Source organism: Leifsonia sp. SIMBA_070 (genome assembly GCF_046534635.1).
GTDB lineage: Bacteria > Actinomycetota > Actinomycetes > Actinomycetales > Microbacteriaceae > Leifsonia.
In genome coordinates, this window is record NZ_JAWRYK010000001.1 from 1,082,363 (window position 1) to 1,103,082 (window position 20,720).

The window sequence follows — 20,720 nt, forward strand, 5'->3', positions numbered from 1 at the left end:
GTCGGCGGACGCCGATACCGTGAAAGCCATGACCACCCGAGCCTTCCGGATGCGCGCGGAGCGGGCCGTCGGGACCGGCGGTCCGCCCGTCGGCAGCGCGGCGCTCGACGGCGCCCAGTCCGAGGTGCTCGGGCTGGCGGACGGCGCTTCCGCAGCGGTGCTCGGCGCGCCGGGGACGGGCAAGACGACGACGCTCGTGGAGGCCCTCGCAGAGCGGGTGCTCGGCCGCGCCTACGGAACGGACGAGGTGCTCGCGCTGAGTGCCTCGCGGACGGCGGCGACGGCGCTCCGTGACCGCCTCGCCCTGAGGCTGGGCGTGCCGACCCAGGGCCCGCTGGCCCGGACCGCGACATCACTCGCCTTCCAGCTGGTGGGCGAGCGCGCGCGACGCGTCGGGGCGGAGCCGCCGCGCCTCCTGACCGGAGGCGAGCAGGACCAGATCATCGCCGAACTGCTCAGCGGCCACATGGAGGACGGCACGGGTCCGCACTGGCCGGAGCCGCTCGTAGACGAGGTGCGCGCTCTGCGCGGCTTCCGCACCGAGCTCCGGGAGCTGATGGCGCGCTGTGCCGAGCACGGGGTGACGCCATCACGCCTCTCCGAGCTGGGCGCGATCACCGGGCGGGACGAGTGGCGCGCGGCGGCCCGGTTCATCGGCGAGTACCAGTTGGTGGTCGACAGCTACCGTGGCGGGTTCGTCGATTCCGCCGAGCTGATCGCGTCGGCGGTCGCCGTCGTCCGCGACGGCAGTTCCCTCGATCGCCTGCGCGTCGTGTTCGTCGACGACCTGCAGGAGGCCACGGTCGCCACGGTCGCGCTGCTGCGCGCCTTCGCCGAGCGCGGCGTGGCGGTCGTGGCGTTCGGCGACCCGGACGTTGCCTCCACCACCTTCCGCGGCGCCGAAGCCACGGCGCTGGGCCAACTGGAGTCGCGCCTCGGCGTGGCGGTGACGCGGTTCGTCCTGACCACGGCGCACCGCCAGACTCCGGCCCTTCGGGAGCTGACCGCCCGCGTCACCGAGCGGATCGGCACGGCCGCTGCCGGTGTGCAGCGCATGGCGTCCGCGGGCCGCGAGGAGCCGGATCCCGGTGCTCCAGATCCCGGCCTCCCCGAGGCGCGGCCGGAGATCGTCCGGCTCGTTGCGGCCTCCGCCCCCTCCGAAGCGTCCCGGCTGGCGCGCAAGCTGCGCGAGCGGCACCTGCTCGACGGTGTGCCGTGGAGCGAGATGGCCGTGATCGTGCGATCGGGCGCACACGTCCCGGCGCTGGCGCGCGCGCTCGCCGTCGCCGAGGTGCCGACCACCACCAGCATCGCCGGACGACCCCTGCGCGACGATGTCGCGGCCCGGCAGCTCGTCACGGTGGCGGGCGTGCAGCTCGGCACGGTGGAGCTCACCCCGGCGGTCGCGACCGAGCTCCTGCTCGGCCCGTTCGGCGGCCTCGACAGCGTCAGCCTGCGGAGGCTGCGGCTCGCCCTGCGCCAGGAGGAGCTGGCCGGTGAGGGCAACCGCCCGGGCGATGAGCTCCTCGTGGAGGCGCTGCAGCATCCTGCCCACCTCGCCACGATCGACGCCGCTCCCGCCCGCCGCGCCGGACGGCTCGCCGAGACGCTGCGATCCGGCCGCGAGAAGGCGGCGCAGGGTTCCTCCATCGAGGAGCTGCTGTGGCACATCTGGGAGCGGAGCGGCCTTGCGGCGCGCTGGCTGGAGCACTCCCAGCGCAGCGGAATCGTCGCCGACGAGGCGAACCGTCACCTCGACGGGGTCGTCGCGCTCTTCACGGCGGCACGCCGGTTCGTGGAGCGGTACCCCGAACGCCCGGCGTCCGACTTCGTGGTCGAACTCCTCGGGGCGGAGGTTCCGGAAGACACGCTGGCCGCGCGCACCTCAGGGGAGGCCGTCCTGGTCTGCACCCCCAGTGCGGCGATCGGTCGGGAGTACGAGGTGGTGGCGGTCGCGGGGCTCCAGGAGAGCGTCTGGCCGAACCTGCGGCTGCGGGGCTCGCTGCTGCACCCCCAGGACCTTCCCGACGCGCTGGAGGGCCGCGCGACGGCGACCGAGGACGAACGCGCCGAGGTCCTCGGCGACGAGCTCCGGATGTTCGCGCTCGCCGTCTCCCGCTCGCGCGGCCAAGTGCTGCTCACCGCGACGGCGAACGACGACGAGCAGCCGTCCCCGTTCCTCCGGCTCGCGGGCGACCTGGCGGTCGACGACGTGGACGACGGGGCGCATCCCCTGTCGCTGCGCGGCATGGTCGGGCGCCTCCGCCGCCGGCTCGTGACGACCGGGGCGCCGGATGCCGCCCAGGCGCTCGCCCGCCTCGCAGACGCGGAGGTCGAGGGCGCCGATCCGGAGTCCTGGTACGGGCTCCTCGAGCCGTCCACCACCGAGCCCCTGGTCGACCTCGACGATCCCGAAGCGGTGGTGCGGGTGTCGCCGTCACGGCTGGAGACCTTCGAGAAGTCGCCGCTGGCCTGGTTCGTCGACACGATGGCGGCCTCCCCGAGCGGCCTGGCAGCCGGCATCGGCACCGTCGTGCACGCCGTGATGGAGGAGGCGAGCACCAGTGAGGAGCGCGACCTCAGCGTCGAGCGGCTCTGGCAGGGCATCGAGCGACGCTGGGGCGAGCTGGCGTTCGAATCGCCCTGGCTGGAGGAGCGCGAGCGTCGGCGCACACGCACGCTGACCGCCGGCGTCTCCGAGTACCTGCGCGACTTCGAACGAGCGGGCGGCGCGCTGCTCGGCTCGGAGGGCGCCTTCGAGCTCCGGATCGGCCGTGCGCTCGTCCGGGGCACCATCGACCGCGTCGAACGGACGCTGGATGGCACAGTCGTGATCGTCGACCTCAAGACCGGCAACCGCACACCGACGGCGGCTGAGGCCGCCGATCACGCTCAGCTCGGCGCCTACCAGCTCGCCATGGAGCACGGGGCGATCGAGCAGGCCGCCGACCTGCCCTCAGGCGGGGCGAAGCTGCTCTTCGTGTCGAAGGGTGTGCGCGGCAAGGGCTACCGGGAGGTCGCCCAGGACCGCGTGGACGACGAGCGCCTGCAGCGGCTGCGCGAGCGGGTCGCGGGAGCAGCGGAAGGGATGGCGTCCGCCTCCTTCGCCGGCGTGGTCGACCTGGGGGAGCGCGACCCGCACGGAAAGTACGAGTACCGCATCCACCTGGTCCCCGCCGTCAGCGCAGGAGGAGGAGCATGACGGACGAGGCCACCCACATCGACGACGACGGCCTGCTGGAGTGGGCGACCGAGGAGGCCGGGCTCGACCTGGTCGAGCAGGCGTTCTCTCTGGCCGAGCCGGAGGAGCCGGACGGCCTGGACGGCGTCGCGCGGCGACGGCCGGCCCGTTCCCTCGGTGCGGCCGCCATCGCGGAGGCGCTCGGGCTGCCCATCCCCACACCGCAGCAGCAGGCCGTCATCGAGGCTCCACTGCGACCGGCGATCGTCGTGGCAGGTGCGGGCAGCGGCAAGACCGAGACGATGGCGAACCGCGTGGTCTGGCTGCTGGCCAACGGGCACGTCCGGGTTCCCGAGATCCTCGGGCTGACGTTCACGCGCAAGGCCGCAGGCGAACTCGCCGGGCGCATCCGCACCCGGATCGAGCAGCTCGTCGCTTCCGGCGTCACGGACGTCGAGTTCGATCCCTTCGAAGCGCCCGAGGTCGCGACCTACAACGCCTTCGCGAACGCCATCTTCCGCGAGAACGCCCTGCTGATCGGCCGCGAGCCGGAGTCTGCGGTGCTCAGCGAGGCGTCCGCCTGGCAGCTCGCCCGGCGCCTGGTGGTGACCAGCACCGACAACCGGCTGGTCGAGCTCGACCGTGGCGTCGAAGCGGTCACCAGTGCCGTGGTCGGGCTCAGCCGCGCGCTCAGCGAGAACGTCGCCGACGCGGACCAGGTCGAGCGGATGGTGGAGGGGTTCGGCCGGATCGCCGAGCTGCCCACCGGCAATGGCCGGGTGAAGGAGCTGTACGCATCGGTGCGGTCGGCGGTCGACGCCGTCGGCTCGCTTCCCCCGCTGCTCGATCTCGCTCGCGCTTTCGACGCAGAGAAGCGCCGCCGGGGCTTCGTCGAGTACTCGGATCAGGTCGCTCTCGCGCTCGACGTCTGCGAACGCCTGCCCGGCGTGGTCGCCGACTATCGGCGTCGGTTCCGGGTGGTCCTGCTCGACGAGTATCAGGACACGTCGGTCGTGCAGACGCGGCTGCTGTCGCGCCTGTTCGCCGGGCGGCCGGTGATGGCGGTGGGCGACCCGCATCAGTCGATCTACGGCTGGCGCGGCGCCAGCGCGGCGAACCTCGGCCGCTTCTCCGCCGATTTCTCCTCCGATTTCGCCGCGGACGAGTACGCACTGAGCACCAGCTGGCGCAATCCCACCCGCGTGCTCGACGCCGCCAACGTGCTGGTCGCCCCGCTGACCGCGGCCGCCCCGGTGCATGTCGAGCAGTTGCAGCCGCGCCCGGGAGCAGTCCCCGGCGAACTCTCGGCCGTGTTCGAGCAGACGGTCGCCGACGAAGCGGACAGCGTCGCGCTCTGGCTCGCTGCGCGGCTCCGCGAGCGCGACGACGATGGCGCGCCACCCAGCGCGGCGCTGCTGTGCCGATCGCTGAAGAAGATCGACGTCTTCACCAGCGCCCTCACGCGGCACGGCGTCCCGTACCATGTGCTCGGCCTCGGCGGACTGCTGGAGCATCCGGTGATCGCCGACCTGGTGAGCGCGCTCCGGGTCATGCACGATCCGACGGCCGGGTCGGAGCTGATCCGCCTGCTGACCGGCGCCAAGTGGCGCGTCGGCGCCAAGGACATCGCGGTGCTGCGCGATGTCGCCTCCTGGCTCGCCGAGCGGGATCACCGCCACCAACGGCTCGATCCGGAGCTGCGCGACCGGCTGCGCCGCTCGGTGGCCGGCGAGGAGGGCGCCTCCCTGGTCGATGCGCTGGACTTCGTCGTCGAAGCGCCCGACGGGCACTCCCTCCTCCAGGGCTTCAGCCCGGCCGGCCTCGAGCGGATGCGCGACGCCGGACGCCGCCTCGATCATCTGCGCTCGCGCGTCGGCCTCGACCTGCTCGACCTGGTCACGCTGGTGCAGCAGGAGCTCCTGCTCGACATCGAGGTCGCAGCGAACGAGACCGCGCAACTGGGCCAGGCCAGTCTCGACGCCTTCGCCGAGCAGGTCGCCTCCTACCTGGCGGCCGATGACCAGGCGACGCTCGGCTCCTTCCTCTCCTGGCTGGCCGAGGCGGAGCAGCGCGACAATCTCGCCCCCCGCAGCGAGGAGGCTGAGCCCGGCACGGTGCAGATACTGACCATCCACGGCGCCAAAGGCCTGGAGTGGGATGTGGTCGCCGTCCCGCGACTGGTCGACGGCGAACTGCCCGGCCCTCCGCAGAGCAGGAAGGGCTGGCTGGCGTTCGGGCAGCTGCCCAACGAGTTCCGCGGCGACTCCGCCGAGCTTCCCGTCGTCGCCTGGCGGACCGCCGAGACCCAGAAGGACGTCCACGAGTCGATCGCCGAATTCGAGGAGGAGAACGTCGCCCGCCACCTCGATGAGCAGCGTCGTCTGATCTACGTCGCGGTCACGCGCGCTCGGCGGCGCCTGCTGCTGAGCGGGTCGTACTGGTCGACTCAGACGAAGCCGCGTGGGCCCGGCTCCTACCTCCTGGAGTTGCAGGAGGCGGGACTCCTCCCGGAGGACGCCTTCCCCGAGTGTGCCGAGCCCGACGAGAACCCTCTCGCCCTGTCCTCGACAACGCTGACGTGGCCGTTGGAACCGCTGGGGAGCCGCCGCACCCGGGTGGAGCAGGCGGCGGATGCTGTTCGTCGCGCCCGCGACCGCGGCACCGGCGACGGCGGCGTGTACGCCCGCGACCTCGACCTCCTCCTGGCAGAGCGGGCGCGCCGCACGGAGGAGGCCGGGCTCGTCGAGCTGCCCGCTCGCATCCCGGCGTCCCGGTTCAAGGACTACGTCACCGATCCGGCCGCCGTCGCGTCGGCGCTCCGCCGCCCCATGCCCGAGCGACCGTATCGCCAGACCCGGCTCGGCACGCTGTTCCACGGCTGGGTGGAGGAGCGCTTCGGCACCGTCGCGGGAGCAGCCGACGAGCTCGACGCGTACAGCGCCGAACTCGACGACCCGGCCGGCGACGTGCTCGAGGCGGAGCGCTTCGCCGAGCTGAAGGCCACTTTCGAGAAGAGCGCGTGGTCCGGACGCCGGCCGGAGGAGGTGGAGCTGGAGATCCACATCACCCTCGCCGGGCAGGTGGTCGTGTGCAAGCTCGACGCGGTCTACCGCGCCGAGGACGGCCTCCACGACTACCAGATCGTCGACTGGAAGACCGGCAAGGCTCCGCGCGACGCGGACGACCTGGAGCGCAAGCAGCTGCAGCTCGCCCTGTACCGGCTGGCGTTCGCGCGCTACGCAGGGGTCGATCCGGAGCGGATCGACGCCGTCTTCTACTTCGTCGCCGACGACCGCGTGGTGCGGCCGGAACGGCTCTACTCGGAGGAGGAGCTGACGTCGCTCTGGTCGTCGGCCACCGGCTTCATCCCGCCCGAGCGGCGGTAGCCCTCCGGCCGGTCGCCGGGGGTACGGTCGAGCATGGCCTCCACGTCGCCGACGGCCATGATCGGTCCGGTCGCGGTCGACAGCGGGTTCATGGAGTTGGTGTGCACCCGCTCCACCAGGCCGTCCAGCATCTCGACCGCGTCGTCCACGATCGTCTGGTCGCGCACCTCTCGGCCGTGGAGCAGCCAGCGGGCGACCTCCAGCTCGGCGTAGAGCATGGCGCGCTGGGTGAACTGGCGGTCGGTGGCCACCTGACGAGTGGAGGCGTAGGCGCCGAGCGCGCCGTCGGTCGCATCCGGGTTCATGGCGAGCAGCCAGTGCAGGTCGCGGGCGGGGTCGCCGACCCGCAGCGCCGACCAGCCGAGGACGCCGCCGACCACGTCGTCCTCGACGAGGAACGCATCCGCGGTGAGGGAGCCGTTGATCACGGTGGGCTGGAACTGCCAGATGGAGTGGTCGGCCGCGGCGTCGCGCCAGCGGTCGCGGAGGGCCGTCGGCAGCAGCCCCGTCGAGGCGGCGGACTCGATCACCGCGTTGGCTGCGGCGAGGCACTCGGCGGCGGACAGGACCGGGAGCCCGGCCTCCCCGACGAACGCGGTCGGCAGTGCGTGGATGGCGGCGATGGCGTGCCCGATCGAGCCGGCCAGGCCGTCGCCCGGCGGCACGTCGTCGACGGCGATGTGGTGACCGGGCAGGAAGTCGTAGACGACCGCGCGGGTTCCGCCGACCGGCGCCTGACCGAGGTAGCGGGGCACGTCGAACGGCAGCCGGCTGCGGATGCCGGCGGTGAGCGCGCGCAGCGCGACGAGGTCGGCGCTCTGCTCGCTCTCCGCCACCTGCGACGTGGGAACGCGGACGATGACGGTGGCCCCGTCCCGGGTGGCGAGCAGCGCGGAGTCGAAGTCGCCGGAGCCGCCGGCGCTGTGGGTGCGAGCGCCGGAGACATCGAGGTCGGGGACGGCCGAACTGGCCAGCGCGGCTAGAGTGAGATGGGATCTGGCCATGCACCCAGGCTAATCGGGCCTTCCTGCGACGGCCGTCCGCCACGCCCCGAAAGGACCTCGATGTCGTCCGCCCCGACTCCTGCTCTGCCGCTCGCCGCGCTTCCGCTGTCGCGCCATGCGACCGACCGCGACCACGCGGCCCGATCGCGGCCTGCGCTGTTCGACGAGCTGTGGCAGGAACCGACGACCCGGGTGCTGGCGCTCTGGAAGGGCCGGACGCTCGTGACGGCCGAGAGCATCGACGCTGCCACACCGGCCGCCGACGGCTGGTCGGCTCCGGATGCGGGACCTGCCGAACTCGAACTGCTTCCTGTCGAGCGGGTCACCTCTGCGCTGATCCGCGTCTACCTGGGCCGCACCACGGTCGCCACCGCTGCCGAGCCGGTCGGCACCGCTGTCGTGCTGGAGGTGCTGACCGACGCCGCCGCGCAGGAGCTCGAGCCCGACGAGGCACGCTGGGCGTCCCTGCGGACGGTCGCCACAGCACTGACCGACCGCGATGCCGGCCTCTTCACCGAGGCGCTGGCCATGGCGAACTGGCACGCCTCGCACACCCACTGCCCGCGCTGCGGATCGCCGACCGTCGTGGAGCAGGCCGGCTGGGTCCGCCGCTGCCTCGAGGACGGCTCCGAGATCTTCCCGCGCACCGACCCCGCCGTGATCGTCACCGTGCTGGACACCGACGACCGGCTGCTGCTCGGCTCCAACGCGATGTGGGAGCACTCGCGGTACTCGCTCCTCGCCGGGTTCGTCGAGCCGGGGGAGTCGTTCGAGGCGGCCGTGGAGCGCGAGATCTTCGAGGAGGCCGGCATCCGCGTGGTGGAGGCGCGCTACAAGGGATCGCAGCCGTGGCCGTTCCCGGCGTCGGTGATGGTCGGGATGACGGCCCGTCTCGCCGACGATCAGCCCGCGGCGGCGCTCGACCCCGACGGCGAGGAGATCCTCGACCTGCGCTGGTTCAGCCGCCAGGAGCTGTGGGAGGCGCGGGACCAGATCATCCTGCCTGGGCGCTCCTCCATCGCGCGCTCCCTGATCGAGGACTGGTACGGCGGCCCGCTCGACGAGCCGCCGGCGCCGTGACCGCCGAGGCGTCCGGACCGGACGCCCTGCTCGCCGGACTGGACGCACAGCAGCGCGTGGCCGCCGAGGCGCTGTTCGGTCCGGTCTGCATCCTCGCCGGCGCCGGCACCGGCAAGACGCGCGCGATCACCCACCGCATCGCGTACGGCGTCGCCTCCGGCGCCTATGCGCCCAACCGGGTCATGGCGCTGACGTTCACCGCTCGCGCCGCTGCCGAGCTGCGGGGGCGGCTGCGTCAGCTGGGCGCGGGCGGCGTCTCCGCCCGCACGTTCCACTCGGCCGCCCTGGCACAGCTGAACTACTTCTGGCCGCAGGTCGTCGGCGGGCAACTCCCGTCCGTGCTCGACGGGAAGGGGCGCATCCTCGGTCACGCGGCGGAGTCGCTCAAGCTCAAGGTGGACACGGCGACGCTGCGCGATCTCGCCGCCGAGATCGAGTGGCGCAAGGTCTCCGGCCTCGGGATCGACCAGTACACCGCTGCGGGGCGTCCGACTCCGGGCTCCCTGTCCGCCGAGCAGGTCGCCGACCTGCTGCAGCGCTACGAGGACCTGAAGGACGAGCGCAAGCAGATCGACTTCGAGGATGTCCTCCTCGCCTGTGCGGGCATGATCGAGAGCGAGCCCGCGGTCGCGATGCAGGTCCGCGAGCAGTACCGCTTCTTCGTCGTCGACGAGTACCAGGATGTCTCCCCGCTGCAGCACGACCTCCTTGGTCTGTGGCTCGGGAAGCGCAACGACCTCTGCGTCGTGGGCGATGCGAGCCAGACGATCTACTCGTTCGCCGGAGCGCGCAGCGACTACCTGCTGGGCTTCGAGCACGAGCATCCCGGCGCCACCGTGGTGCGGCTAGAGCAGAACTACCGGTCGACGCCCGCGGTGATCGACGCGGCCAACCGCTTGATGCGCGGGCGTTCCGGCGCGCTCACGCTGCGCCCGGCCGAGCTACCCTCCCACGGCGGTGACCTGAGCGAGGTCGCCGTGTCGGAGCCGGCGGCCTACGAGGACGACCGGGCGGAGGCGCGAGCCGTCGCCGAGCAGATCGCCGCCGAGCTCGCCGCGGGCGCCAAACCGGAGCACATCGCGGCCCTCTACCGCATCAATGTGCAGGCGGCGGCGCTGGAGCAGGCGCTCGGCGACCGGGGGATCAGCTATCAGATCCGTGGCTCCAAGCGGTTCTTCGACCTGCCGGAGGTGCGGCAGGCGGTCATGTCGCTCCGCGCGGCCAGTCTGGTCGCCACCGAGGAGCCGCTGTTCCGTTCGGTCAGCGACGTGCTCCGTTCGCTCGGCTGGTCGGTGCAGCCTCCCGAGGGACGCGGGGCCGTCCGGGAGCGCTGGGAGTCGCTCAACGCCATCATGGGCCTCGTCGACGAGCAGCCCCCCGGGCAGACCCTGCGCGGCTTCACGGACGAATTGCACGCCCGTCAGGCCGGACAGCACGAGCCGACGATGTCGGCCGTCACGCTGGCGACGCTGCACGCCGCCAAGGGCCTGGAGTGGCCGTCGGTCTACCTGGTGGGACTGAGCGAAGGGCTCGTCCCGATCAGCTATGCGAGCACCTTCGAGCAGGTGGACGAAGAACGCCGCCTGCTCTACGTCGGTATCACCCGCGCACGCAGGAGGCTGCGGCTCAGCTGGGCGGCGCGCGGCAACCAGCCGGGCAGGCCGTCTCTCCGGCAGCCGTCGCGGTTCCTGGCCGAGCTGCGCCCGGCGGTCGGCCGCCCGGCGGCGGCCCACCCGGCGGCGGCGGCCCACCCGGCGGCGGCCCACCCGGCGGCGGCCCACCCAGCGGCGGCCCACCCGGAGGCCCCCCGCCCGGACGTCACGGCGGCAGACCCAGGCAACCGCACTCGGGGTGCGGCCGCCACGTCCGGCTGACCCAGTCCGCGCCACCCGACGGAAGGCGCGCGCTCGCACCCGGGACTGCCCGGCCGGCTCGCAGATACGTCGTCAGCAGCGCGGCCGCGCGCGCCGCGGTCGCCCCAGCCGCGATCGCGGTCTCGCCGTGCGCAGGTCGCGTGTGCAACTGCGTCGCCATCGCGGGCCAGGCGGCATCGGCATCCGTCCTGTGGAGGTCGAGGCAGCGCAGGCACGGGCCGCGGCCGGGCAGCACCAGCGGGCCGACGGTCACTCCCGTGTCGCCGAAGACCACTGGCAGGTGAGCGACGTCGCGCCGCAGCCAGCGCACGTGCCGGTGCGGCTCGACGGCGTAGGACGCCACCACGACGGCTGCGTCCGCGCGCTCGACCGCGGGATCGGACCACTCCAGTCCGCTCCGGACCTCGACGCCGGCTTCGGTCAGCATCCGCTCGAGCGCGGCGGCCGTGGGACCGGCCCCGTCGAGCACGACGAGGGACGGAGCGGGCACCGGCGACGGGGACGCCAGTGCGGGCGCGACCCGATCCAGCAGGGCGTCGGCGGACCCATCGGGCGCTCCCGCTCGGGAGGCGATCAGCTGCAGTCCCTCGGGGGTGACCCCGCCGGATAGTGCGACCAGCATCCGCTCCTCGGCGTGCGTCACGCCCTCGAGGACGAGGACGGGGTCGTCCACGCCGAACTGGATGCTGTCGGGAGTGCGCCAGACGCGGGGGATGCGGGAGTCGAGGACGTGGACCATCCTCGAATCCTGCCGGAGCGCGGAGGTCGATCAGCGGTTCTCCACAGGTCGACCTCAGCGACGAGAACTGTCCACAGGGTCAGCCTTCGGTCGGCCGGTCCCTGTCGTCCCGCAGCAGGTCCTCGATGGCCTGATCCAGGGCGTCCTGCTCGGGCTCCTGCCCCGTGGCCGCCGCGGTCAGACGGGCGACGAGTGCCGACGGGTCGTCGAGGTCGGACGACTGGGGGAGCAGGTCCGGGTGCGACCAGAGGTCGTCGCGGGCATCCATCCCCACCGCGTCGGTGACCGCGCGCCACATGGCGGCGGCGTCGCGCAGCCGGCGCGGGCGCAGCTCCAGGCCGACCAGCGTCGCGAACGCGGATTCCGCCGGGCCTCCGGAGGCCCGGCGGCGGCGGACGGTCTCGGCGATTGCATCGGCCCGCGGCAGCAGCCGGGTGGCGTTCGCGGTGACGACGTCGACCCAGCCCTCCACCAGTGCCAGCACCGTCTCGAGGCGGGCCAGCGCCTCCTGCTGCTCCTCGGAGCGCGGCGGGATGAGGCGGCCGCTCACCATCGCCTCCCTGAGCTCCTCCGGGTTCGACGGGTCGAAGTTCTCGGCCAACGACTCCAGCGCATCGGTGTCGATGCTGATGCCCTTGGCGAAGGCCGTGATCTGGGTGATCAACTGCAGTCGCAGCCACTTCGCGTGACGGAACAGCCGCGCGTGGGCGAGCTCGCGGACCGCCAGGTACAGCTGGATCTGGTCCTCCGGGATGTCGAGCCCGTCGCCGAAGGCCTCGATGTTCTGCGGGATCAGGGCCGCCTGGCCGTCGGGAAGCAGCGGGATGCCGATGTCGCCGCCGGAGACGACCTCCTTCGACAGCTGCCCGACCACCTGGCCGAGCTGCATCGCGAACAATGCGCCGCCGATGGAGCGCATCACCTGCCCGGCGTTCTGCAGCATCGCCTGCATCTCCTCTGGCGCCTGCTCGGCGAGCACACGGGTGAGGGCGTCCGAGATGCTGAGCGCCACCGGCTCTGCCAGCTGCGACCAGAGGGGCATCGTCTGTCTCGCCCATTCGGTCCGGCCGATCAATTCGGGGGAGGCGCTGAGTCCGGCCACCCCGGTCGCCTGGTCGAGCCAGAGCGACGCGACATGGAAGGCCTGATCGAGCGAGGCGCGTTCCGCCGGCGTGACCGTCTGGGCGCTGTCGGACGCGAGCTGCCGCGCCTGCTGCTCGGCGATGTCCCAGTTGATGCCGCCGCTGGGGTTCATCAGCGCGTTCTGGAGCTGGCCGAGGAGGGCCTGGATGCTGGCCGGGTCGTTCGGGAGGCCGGCAGCGCCGGCCAGCCGGCTCGGGTCGATGGATGCGCCGTTCCCGGACAGGAACTGGCTCAGCATGTCGCGGAACTCGTCGTCCTCGCGGTCCGGGTCCTGGTCGTCGTTGCGATCGTCGGCCATGGTCAGCGTCCCTCTTCTCGAAGTGAGCCGGCCGTCGGTACGAGCGCCGTCGGCTCGGCTTCAGGCTCATGATCTACGCTAGCCGCTGGTGCCGGGGAGGCGGGTATGAATTGGCCTATGCTCGCCTTCGGGCCGTGCGCCCGTGGCGAACACTGCTGTGACGAGCACTGAATGAGAGGACGGGCCGTGACCCTGTTCAGCGACGACCAGCACACGCCGCAGGGCTACGGACCCGACGGCTCGCCGGTCCGGGTCGCGCCGCCGCGCCGCGTCATCGCCGGGTGGATCGCCATCGGCATCGCCGTCGTCCTCGCCCTGGTCCTCGCGCTCGCGCCCGCACCGTTCGTGATCGAGCAGCCCGGTCCCGTCTTCAACACGCTGGGAACCGACCAGGCCGTCGGCTCCCCGTCGGGCGGCGATGCCAAGCAGCTCATCAGCATCCCGGACGAGAAGACCTATCCGACCTCTGGCTCGCTCGACCTCCTCACGGTCTCCGTCGTCGGCAACCCCGACCAGCGCCCCAGCTGGTTCGAGATCGCGAGCGCCTGGTTCCAGCCGAGCAAGGCCGTGCTGCCGCTCGAGAGCGTCTTCCCCCCGGGTACGACGACGGAGCAGTCGAACGCACAGAACGCCGCTCTGATGGTGGACTCGCAGCAGGATGCGATCGCGGCCGCCCTCAACCAGCTCGGCTACACCTTCCCTCAGCACGTCGCGGTGAAGCAGCTCATCACCGGAACGCCCGCCTCCAAGGATCTGAAAGTGGGGGACGAGATCACCACCGTCAACGGAACGGCCATCAGCAGCGTCCAGGGGCTGCGCGACGCCGTGAAGGCGAACGGCACGGGCACAGCCGCCGAGCTCGGAATCGTCCGCGACGGCGCCGCCTCCACCGTCGCCATCACGCCGACCGAGTCGCAGGGCCAGGTCGTGCTGGGCATCGGCGCCGGGATGGACTACACCTTCCCGTTCGACGTGAAGATCCAGCTCAACGACGTCGGCGGCCCCAGCGCCGGCCAGATGTTCGCGCTCGGCATCATGGACAAGCTGACCGCCGAGAACCTCAACGGCGGGAAGCGCATCGCCGGAACCGGCACCATCGACAATGTCGGCGAGATCGGCCCGATCGGCGGCATCCGGCAGAAGATGTACGCCGCGCGCGACACCGGTGGAGCGTCGTACTTCCTCGCGCCGGCGTCCAACTGCGACGAGGTCACCGGCCACATCCCGTCCGGATTGCACGTCTTCGCCGTGAAGACGCTCGCCGATTCCCTCAAAGTCCTGAAGGCGGTGCGGGAGGGGAGCAGCACGTCCGCCCTTCCCACCTGCCCTGCAGGCTGAGCACATCCGGGCCGCAGCGTTCTCCAAGCGTCTGCTGCCTAGGATGGTTCTCACCCCCGCCACGCGAGACCAAGAAGGCCATACGTGAGTTCAACAGCCGCAGTACGACCCGCAGGCCGCCGGCGCGCGGCGATCTGGATCACTCTCGGGGTGATCGTCGCGGTCGTGATCCTGTTCTTCGTCTTCGCAGGGCTGTACGCCGACATCCTCTGGTACCAGCAGCTCGGGTACCTCAACGTGCTCACCACGCAGTGGTTCGCCGGGATCACGATGTTCTTCATCGGGTTCCTCGGGATGGCCCTGCCGCTCTGGCTGGCCATCCAGCTCGCGTACCGGCTGCGGCCGGTCTACGCGAAGCTGAACTCCCAGCTCGACCGGTACCAGCAGGTGATCGAGCCGCTGCGCCGCCTGGCGATGTACGGCATCCCCATCGTGTTCGGCATCTTCGCCGGTGTCTCGTCGGCGAGCCGGTGGGAGACGGCCGCGCTGTGGCTGAACGGCACCTCGTACGGCAAGACCGACCCGCTGTTCCACCTCGACATCGGCTTCTACCTGTTCGCCCTGCCGTTCTACCGCAGCGCTGTCGGCTTCGCGTCGGCGGTCGTGCTGATCTCGCTGCTGGCGACGCTCGCCACGTGCTACCTGTACGGCTCGATCCGCGTGAACGGGCGGGAGGTCCGCATCTCGCGCGCCGCCCGGGTCCAGATCTCCGTGATCGCAGCCCTCTACCTGCTGCTGCAGGGCGTCAGCATCTGGCTCGACCGCTACGCCACCGTGACCGACTCCAACGTCAACGACATGATCAACGGAGCGGCCTACACCGACGTCAATGCGACCATCCCGGGCCGCGCCATCCTGGCGGGCGCTGCCGTGTTCGTGGCCATCCTCTTCGTCGTCACCGCCTTCGTCGGCCGTTGGCGCTTCCCGATGGTCGGAACGGCGCTGCTGATCGTCGCCGCCCTCGTCGTCGGCGCGATCGTGCCGTGGGTCGTTCAGCGCTTCCAGGTCGACCCCAGCCAGAAGACGCTCGAGTCGCCATACGTCCAGAAGGGGATCGACTCCACCCGCGAGGCGTACGGGCTGAGCGACATCGAGACCGTCCCGTACAACGCGAAGACCACGGCCGAGCAGGGCGCCCTCCGGCAGGACGCGCAGACGACCGCGCAGATCCGCATCCTCGACCCCGCCGTCGTGAGCCCCTCGTTCCGGCAGCTGCAGCAGTTCCGGCAGTACTACGCCTTCCCCGAGAAGCTCAATGTCGACAGGTACAACCTCAACGGCACGCAGCAGGATGCGGTGGTCGCGGTCCGCGAGCTGCAGCAGTCCGGGCTCGGCGGCACCAGCAACTGGTTCAACGACACCATCGTCTACACCCACGGCTACGGTCTCGTCGCCGCCTACGGCAACCAGCGGTCGCCAGACGGCCAGCCGGTGTTCATGGAGTCCGGCATCCCGACGACCGGGACCCTCGGCACCTACCAGCCGCGCATCTACTTCGGTGAGCAGTCACCCACCTACTCCATCGTCGGTGCACCCTCCGGCAGCAAGAAGGTGGAGCTCGACTACCCGGGCGGCGCGAACGGCGCACAGCAGACCTACACCACGTTCGACGGCAACGGAGGACCGAAGCTCGACAACGTCTTCAAGCGGCTGGTCTACGCCCTGAAGTTCCAGGATGAGCAGATCGTGCTCTCCGACGCGGTCAACAGCGACTCGCAGATCCTGTACGACCGCGATCCGATCAAGCGCGTGCAGAAGGTCGCACCGTACCTGACGCTCGACTCGCAGGCGTACCCGGCGGTCGTGGACGGGCGTGTGAAGTGGATCATCGACGGCTACACGACGAGCGACCAGTTCCCGTACTCGCACGTCGGGAGCCTCAGCGACGCCACGGCCGACAAGGACACCCCGAAGCCCGCCTACGCCTTCGACGACATCAACTACATCCGCAACTCGGTGAAAGCGACCGTCGACGCGTACGACGGCTCCGTGACGCTGTACGCGTGGGACACCAACGATCCGGTGCTGAAGACGTGGGAGAAGGTCTTCCCGGGGAACGTCAAGCCGGTGAGCGACATGAGCGCGCAGCTGATGAGTCACGTCCGCTACCCGTCGGACCTGTTCAAGGTGCAGCGGGCGGTGCTCGGCCAGTACCACGTGACCGACGCCGGCTCGTTCTACTCGCGTGAGGACGCCTGGACCACGCCCAACGACCCCACGTCGCCGTCCAGCAACCCGGCGCTGCAGCCGCCGTACTACCTGACCATGAAGATGCCGGGTCAGGACTCGCCGGCGTTCTCGCTCTACTCCACCTTCATCCCGGCGGGTACGAGCGAATCCAGCAGATCGGTGCTCAAGGGCTATCTGGCCGTGGATGCGGATGCCGGCGACACCAAGGGGAAAGTGGCGTCCGGCTACGGCAAACTCAGACTCCTGCAGCTGCCATCGAGCGACACCATACCGGGGCCCGGCCAGATGCAGAACCAGTTCGACTCCGACCCGACCGTCTCGCAACAGCTGAACCTGTTGCGGCAGGGTAAATCGGAGGTCATCAACGGCAACCTGCTGACCCTGCCGGTCGGAGGCGGTCTGCTCTACGTGCAGCCGGTCTACGTCCGATCGTCGGGCGAGACCAGCTACCCGCTCCTGCAGAAGGTGCTCGTGGCCTTCGGCGACAAGATCGAGTTCGAGGACACCCTGGATCAGGCGCTCGACGCCCTGTTCGGCGGCGACTCGGGCGCGTCCGCCGGGGACAACAACGTTCCGACCACGGGCGGCACCGCGACCGGTGGGCAGACCGGCACCGGGACGACCACCGGGGGAAGCTCCGGCGGCAGCTCGGCGGCGGGCAACACGGCCCTGCAGCAGGCACTGCAGCGCGCGAACCAGGCGCTCAGCGACAGCCAGGCGGCGCTCAAGTCGGGGGACTGGGGCGCGTACGGCGAGGCTCAGCAGCGTCTGCAGCAGGCGATCGCGGACGCCGTGGCGGCCGAAGGCCAGCCGGCGGCCAAGTAGCGGCAGCACCTCGAAAGCGGCCCGTGCGGATCTCGCGCGGGCCGCTTCGCTGCGTCGAGAGGTGGCCCGTCGGCGGTCCTGAATTCAGGAGATCGACCAGCCTGGCGGTCCTGAATTCAGGAGAATGGCCGGCCTGGCGGTCCTGAATTCAGGAGAATGGCCGGCCTGGCGGTCCTGAATTCAGGAGAATCGGGCCGCGCCGTGCTCCTGAGTCCTGAATAGAGGGCTGGGAGGGCCCGTCCGCACCGCTTCTCCTGAATTGAGGCTGGCCGGCCTGGCGGTCCTGAATTCAGGAAATCGGGCCGCGCCGTGCTTCTGAGTCCTGAATAGAGGGCTGAGGGGGCCCATCCGCACTGTTTCTCCTGAATTCAGGAGATTGGCCGGCCCGGCGGTGCCTGAATTCAGGAGAATCGGGCGGTGTCGTGCTCGTGGATCCTGAATAAAGGGCTGAGAGGGCCCATCCGCACCGTTTCTCCTGAATTCAGGAACCGTCGCGGGAGGTGGCAGACGGGGAGAGCTCCGCCCGCTATGTTCGGGCGCCGTTCGAAGTGGCCACTCGCGCACGCATCACACGTGCCGCTTCTCGCGTCCACACCGGAAAAGTCCCACAAAAGTGTTGCCAGGACTTTGATTGTCAGGTTTACTAACAAACATGGTGATCGACCAGGGCACGCGCTTCGCGACCGCCGAACGCACTCCGCAGCCCGACCGCGGCCTCGTTCCGGGTCGCGCCCTGCGACCGCGGACCAAGGTGCTGCCGGAGCACGCCAGGGGCCACAACCGATCGCTCGTGCTGCAGTCTCTGTACCGCGAGGGGAGGGTGAGCCGAGCGGACCTCGCCCGCACGACGGGCCTCACCCGCGTCACCATCTCGGACCTGGTGGGGGAGCTCATCGCCGAAGGTCTCGTCGTCGAGCTCGGTCAGCGCGACGACGCGCGCCCGGGAAAGCCGGCGGTCCTGCTCGACGTCGACCGCGGTGCCACGCAGATCCTCGGCGTCGACCTGAGCGAGCACGCCGTCTTCCGTGGCGCCGTCCTCGACATGGACGGGCGCATCCTGAGCACGACGGAGATGGAGCTGGCCGGCAGCCGCGGCGCCGAGGTGACGGACAAGGTGCTCGCGCTCGTCGAACGGCTGGTGGAGCAGGCGACAGCGCGCGTGCTCGGCATCGGCATCGGCTCTCCTGGCATCGTGGATGCAGAGGGCACCGTGGCGGCCGCCCCCAACCTCGGGTGGGTCGACGAGCCGCTGCAGCGCCTCGTGGCCGAGCGCACCGGGCTTCCCGTCTTCGTCGCCAACGACGCCAACGTCGCGGTGCTCGCCGAGCACGGCTTCGCCGACGCACAGGGCGACATGATGCTCGTGAAGGTCGGCCATGGTGTCGGATCCGGGCTGCTGGTGGCGGGGGCGCTGGTCTTCGGCAGCCGCTTCGCCGCCGGCGAGATCGGCCAGGTGATGGTCGGAACCGATGACGGCCCTGAGGGGTCGTACGACCGCGAGCGCACCCTGGAGGCCTGGCTTGCGGTCCCGCGGCTCGAGTCGCGCGTCGCGGCCGCCGAGGCCGCCGACGCCCCCGTCGAGCCGGTGCTGCGGGAGGCCGGTCAGCGCCTCGGCGTCGCTCTCGCTCCGATCGTCGGTGCACTCAACCTCTCCGAGGTGGTGCTGAGCGGTCCGGAGGAGTTGATCGACGGCGTCCTCCTGGAGGCGGTCGGTGAGACGCTGCGGAACCGCACGATGGCCGGCTTCCACTCGGGCGTCACCATCCGGATGACGAGTCAGGGCCGCGACATCGTGCTGCGCGGCTGCGTGGTGATGGTGCTCTCCGCACAATTGGGGGTGTCCTGATGACGCTGGTGGCCGACCCGGAAGTCCGGGTGGACGCACCGGTCGCCTTCGGGTTCGCGCCCGGCGTGCGGGAGGCGCTTCCGCGATTCCGGGGCCGCTGCACCGTGGTGCGACTGGCGACGCTGGACAACGACGTGCTCGGCGTGCCGCGCTGGTACACGCTGCAGGAGGCCTGGGCGGAGCAGGGGAGCACCGCCGCGTCGCGGTGGGCCGGGAATCCGGTCGTCTCCGTGTCCGCCTCTGACGACCCGGAACTCGTGCTCGCCACGTCCACCCCCGTCGTCGTGGTCGGCGCCGACAACGCGGCCAACCGCTGGGCGCGCCAGGTGGTGGATGCCATCCGGGAGACATGCAGGTCTGTGCTCGTGGTCGACATGGGCCCGAGGCCCGACCCCTCCTACGCGGATATCGCCACGTTCGGGTTCGACAGGCAGCACGGCGCCGCGCTCCTCGCGCTGCTCACCGCCTCCTGAACACCGACGGGCGCGGGCCACGCGCCTCTTCTGCGACCCTCAGCCGGCCCAGCTGATCCCCAGTGCCGAGCGCAACGCGTGCTGCGCGGCCCCACGGTAGGGCTGGTCCTGTGCGACACGCGCGTACCGGAATCCGAGCGGCATGGCCGCCTTGACGGGATGGCGTGCGGCCTCCGCGCGCAGGTGCCCGATGAACTCCGGCCCCAGGCGGGGAGCTGCGCCGCCGAGCACGATGTTCGGCACGTCGAGCGCCGCCCCCACCAGGAGCAGCGCCCGTGCGAGGACGCGCGCGCCGTCCGCGATCCGCCGCCGCGAGTCCGGTGTCGCTGCGAGGGCGGCGAGGTCGAGCGCCTCCAGGTCCGTGCCGTGCGGAAGCCCGAGCAGGCTGGTCACCGACACGATCTCCTCCAGGCACCCCCGGTTTCCGCATGCGCACACCGGCGCCTCCGGGCCGAACAGCACGGGCACGTGGCCGATCTCGCCCGCGCGGTGCGACGCGCCGGCGACAACGACGCCGTCGATGATCACCGCAGCTCCGACGCCGGTGCTCAACGAGACGAAGAGCTGGCTGGCGCCGAAATCGTCCGCGCCGGGCTCGTCGATGGCGGTGACGGTGGCGGTCGAGTCGGCGATGGCCTCCGCGTCCGCGTCGTTGATGAGATGGATGGGTGCGTCGACGATGCCGGAGAGCTCGCGGGCGAGGTCCACGTCCGTCCAGCCCAGCTGTACGGACTCGCGGATCAGCGGGCCGTCGGCGATGCCGGGCACCTGCACGCCCACTGCCACGATCCGCGCCGTGGTGGCGGACACGAGCCGGCGGACCACCGAACGCACGTCCTCGAGCGACCCCGGTGTCGCGGGCCGCTGCGACGCCTCCGCGACCTGCGCTCCGAGGAGGTCGATCACCGCGCCGCGGACCAGCCCCGGCTGCACGATCAGCGCGAGGAGGACGTGATCCTCGGCGGCGATCCGCAGCGTGGTGGCGCGTTTCCCCCCGGTGCTCTCCGCGAGTTGTCCCTCGACGACGAGGCCGTCGGCGATCAGTCCGGCGAGCAGGGAGGACACGGTGGCGCTGGTCAGTCCGGTCCGGCGCGCGATGGCTGCCCTGGTCGCCGTGCCGTTGCCCGAGAGCACCAGCTGCAGCGCGGTCGTCAGGTTGCGCTCGCGGACCGCCGCCTGCGTCGCCTTCCCGTGCTCCTCTGCCACTGCTGCTCCGCCCTGTCGTTGCGACACGACCCTAGCGAATCCACGACTCCGCCGCCGCACGGCCGGCGCCTCGCCGGCCTTTGCGTGTTCACGCGCGGGGTTTATCCTGACGACGCCCGGTCACGGGCGGTGGTCGA

Annotated in this window: 12 protein-coding genes; 8 read left to right on the forward strand and 4 right to left on the reverse strand. The window is 71.3% G+C overall.

Annotated elements, in window-relative coordinates:
* The first annotated feature begins 28 nt into the window (after positions 1-28).
* Complete coding sequence (locus SB754_RS05055) at positions 29-3,202, forward strand: ATP-dependent helicase (RefSeq protein ID WP_410781260.1); 3,174 nt, start codon at positions 29-31, stop codon at positions 3,200-3,202.
* Positions 3,199-6,567: a UvrD-helicase domain-containing protein gene (locus tag SB754_RS05060; RefSeq protein ID WP_410781261.1), complete on the forward strand. Its 3,369-nt coding sequence runs from the start codon at positions 3,199-3,201 to the stop codon at positions 6,565-6,567. Before SB754_RS05055 ends, SB754_RS05060 begins: the two co-directional genes overlap by 4 nt.
* Here SB754_RS05060 and SB754_RS05065 read toward each other — a convergent pair.
* Positions 6,498-7,571: a phosphotransferase gene (locus SB754_RS05065; protein ID WP_410781262.1), complete on the reverse strand. Its 1,074-nt coding sequence runs from the start codon at positions 7,569-7,571 to the stop codon at positions 6,498-6,500. The genes SB754_RS05060 and SB754_RS05065 overlap by 70 nt on opposite strands.
* Before the next feature lie 60 nt (positions 7,572-7,631).
* On the opposite strand from SB754_RS05065, the gene nudC reads away from it, so the two are divergent.
* Together nudC and SB754_RS05075 are read left to right on the forward strand one after the other, a co-directional pair.
* Positions 7,632-8,651 carry an NAD(+) diphosphatase gene (nudC, locus tag SB754_RS05070; RefSeq protein ID WP_410781263.1) on the forward strand — a complete coding sequence of 340 codons (1,020 nt, stop codon included), beginning with the start codon at positions 7,632-7,634 and terminating at the stop codon, positions 8,649-8,651.
* The gene (locus SB754_RS05075) at positions 8,648-10,525 is read left to right on the forward strand and encodes an ATP-dependent helicase (protein ID WP_410781264.1); all 1,878 of its coding nucleotides are present in this window, start codon (positions 8,648-8,650) and stop codon (positions 10,523-10,525) included. Before nudC ends, SB754_RS05075 begins: the two co-directional genes overlap by 4 nt.
* Here the strand turns inward: SB754_RS05075 and SB754_RS05080 are convergent.
* Together SB754_RS05080 and SB754_RS05085 are read right to left on the reverse strand one after the other, a co-directional pair.
* The gene (locus SB754_RS05080; protein WP_410781265.1) at positions 10,470-11,264 is read right to left on the reverse strand and encodes a hypothetical protein; all 795 of its coding nucleotides are present in this window, start codon (positions 11,262-11,264) and stop codon (positions 10,470-10,472) included. The two genes, SB754_RS05075 and SB754_RS05080, sit on opposite strands and share 56 nt — an antisense overlap.
* 79 nt (positions 11,265-11,343) lie before the next feature.
* On the reverse strand, positions 11,344-12,705 hold the full coding sequence (locus SB754_RS05085) for a zinc-dependent metalloprotease (RefSeq protein ID WP_410781266.1): 1,362 nt from the start codon (positions 12,703-12,705) through the stop codon (positions 11,344-11,346).
* A 186-nt stretch (positions 12,706-12,891) separates the two neighbouring features.
* Here SB754_RS05085 and SB754_RS05090 point away from each other — a divergent pair, with 186 nt between their 5' ends.
* The 4 genes from SB754_RS05090 (at position 12,892) to SB754_RS05105 (ending at position 19,377) form a co-directional block, all read left to right on the forward strand.
* On the forward strand, positions 12,892-14,043 hold the full coding sequence (locus tag SB754_RS05090) for a PDZ domain-containing protein (protein ID WP_410781267.1): 1,152 nt from the start codon (positions 12,892-12,894) through the stop codon (positions 14,041-14,043).
* 84 nt (positions 14,044-14,127) lie between these two features.
* Positions 14,128-17,058 carry a UPF0182 family protein gene (locus SB754_RS05095; protein ID WP_410781268.1) on the forward strand — a complete coding sequence of 977 codons (2,931 nt, stop codon included), beginning with the start codon at positions 14,128-14,130 and terminating at the stop codon, positions 17,056-17,058.
* 652 nt (positions 17,059-17,710) lie between these two features.
* The gene (locus SB754_RS05100) at positions 17,711-18,904 is read left to right on the forward strand and encodes an ROK family transcriptional regulator (protein ID WP_410781269.1); all 1,194 of its coding nucleotides are present in this window, start codon (positions 17,711-17,713) and stop codon (positions 18,902-18,904) included.
* Positions 18,904-19,377 (forward strand): hypothetical protein, encoded by a 474-nt coding sequence (locus SB754_RS05105; RefSeq protein WP_410781270.1) that lies wholly within the window; start codon positions 18,904-18,906, stop codon positions 19,375-19,377. The genes SB754_RS05100 and SB754_RS05105 overlap by 1 nt, the downstream gene beginning before the upstream one ends.
* Before the next feature lie 39 nt (positions 19,378-19,416).
* On the opposite strand, the gene SB754_RS05110 is transcribed toward SB754_RS05105, so the two are convergent.
* Complete coding sequence (locus SB754_RS05110) at positions 19,417-20,610, reverse strand: ROK family protein (RefSeq protein ID WP_410781271.1); 1,194 nt, start codon at positions 20,608-20,610, stop codon at positions 19,417-19,419.
* Between the last annotated feature and the right edge of the window lie 110 nt (positions 20,611-20,720).